Here is a 1,596-nt window from a genome sequence, read left to right as displayed (position 1 = left end):
GCCGCGCCGGGCGACGGCGGGGCCCGGCCGGGCGAGCACGCCGACGACCAACCGCTCAGCCTGCGCTGCTCCGTGCCCGCCGAGGTGTCGCGGGCCTCGGCGGTGCGGCGCCTGGTGGCCGAACACCTCGCGGGGCTGCGGCTCGCGGCCGGGCAGCGGGAGGACGCGGTGCTCGCGACGGACGAGTTGTTCGCCAACGCGGTCAGACACGCGAGCACCGGCTCCCACGACACGGTCACCGTCACCCTCGAGTGGAGCGCGGGCACGCTGCGGGTGACGGTCGCCGATCCCTCACCAGCGCGTCCGCGCCCGGGGGTGGCGGATCCGCTCGCCGAGTCGGGGCGCGGGCTGGCCATCGTGGCCGCCCTCGCCGACGACTGGGGCATGGCCCCGCCCCGGCCCGGCGCGGCGGGCAAGAGCGTGTGGTTCACGTTACGACGACGGGGCGGCACGGCGACATGAGGCACCACCCGACCCCACCCACCGGCGTCCCCTCCGGCTCGGACCCCCTCGGCGCCCGGCCCTTCGAACCCACTCAGGGCGGCCGTTCGCCTGGCCCCGAGGACCAAGGCGGCCGTTCGTCCGGCCCCGAGCACCAAGGCGGCCGCGTATCGGGCTCCGAGGACCAGGGCACCCGGGCATCCGGCTGCGAGTTCCTCGGCGGCCCCCCACCGGGCGAGCGGGCACGACGGCGAACCGGCCCGGCAGGGGAGGTGGCGGGCTCCGCCGCCCCTGACCTTCGCGATGCTCCGGGCGCCCGGGAGACCGGTGCCCGGCGGGAGAAGCGGGACGCTGATCAGCCCGCGTCCGCGACGGCGGGCGGGGCCCGTGAGCGTACCGGCCGGGCGGCGGGCGCCGTATCGACGCAACCGGCGGTCGCGTCGCCGCACGCTCCGGCCGCGTGCGAGTCGCCGTCCGCCGGTGCGCCGGCAGCCGGAGCCGCGGTGCGACCCACGTCCGGGTCGACGGCGCAGGCTTCGGTCACCCCGGGGACCGCTTCCCGGCCAACGCGTGGTTCAGCAGCCGCGCCTCCGGGGCCCTGCGCGTCCGGCGCCCCGGGCGCCTGCGGTGCCGGGGACGTCCGGGCGGACACCGCGCCGGTGCTCATGTCCCCGTCCCCGGCTCCGCCCGCCTTGGCGTCCGCCATCGCGGAGGAGCTCGTGCGGCGGGCGGAGGAGGATCGGGCGGTGACGCGGGTGGCGGGGATGGCTCCCACGGCGGTGCGGCGGCGGAGGGTGGGGGAGTGCCACCGGGACAACGCCGAGGCGCTCGCCGCGATCGTGCGGCGGCACGGGTGGCCGTCCGCCGACGTCGTGGGCACCGCCGCCTCCACGGCCGCCCTCATGATCCTGCTGCACGCGCCCGACCTGGACTTCCGCCTGCGCTGCCGGGACCTCATAGCGCGGGCCGCGGCGGACGGCCGCTGTCCCGCCGTGCACCTCGCCTACATCGCCGACCACTGCGCGGTGGACCTGGGCGAGCCGCAGTTCTACGGGACGCGGATCGACCCCGCCACGCTGCGCCCGTACCCGGTGCGCCGTCCGCAGACCCTCGACGAGCGCCGCCGGGACGTCGGCCTCGGCACGCTCGAGGAGC

General features: G+C 78.4%; 2 protein-coding genes. Both read left to right on the top strand.

The window, feature by feature from the left end; translation table 11 throughout:
* Positions 1 to 462, top strand: a 462-nt coding sequence (locus tag IE249_RS09430; protein WP_373304360.1) for an ATP-binding protein, incomplete at its 5' end; no start/stop codon positions are given.
* Between the two features lie 743 nt (positions 463 to 1,205).
* A partial coding sequence (locus IE249_RS09425) for a DUF6624 domain-containing protein (protein WP_373304359.1) occupies positions 1,206 to 1,596 on the top strand: 391 nt, incomplete at its 3' end.

It is taken from the genome of Streptomyces anandii JCM 4720 (genome assembly GCF_014650655.1).
Classification (GTDB): domain Bacteria; phylum Actinomycetota; class Actinomycetes; order Streptomycetales; family Streptomycetaceae; genus Streptomyces; species Streptomyces anandii.
Note: the sequence above shows the minus strand (reverse complement) of the source record. Positions and strands in the feature narration are given on the sequence as shown.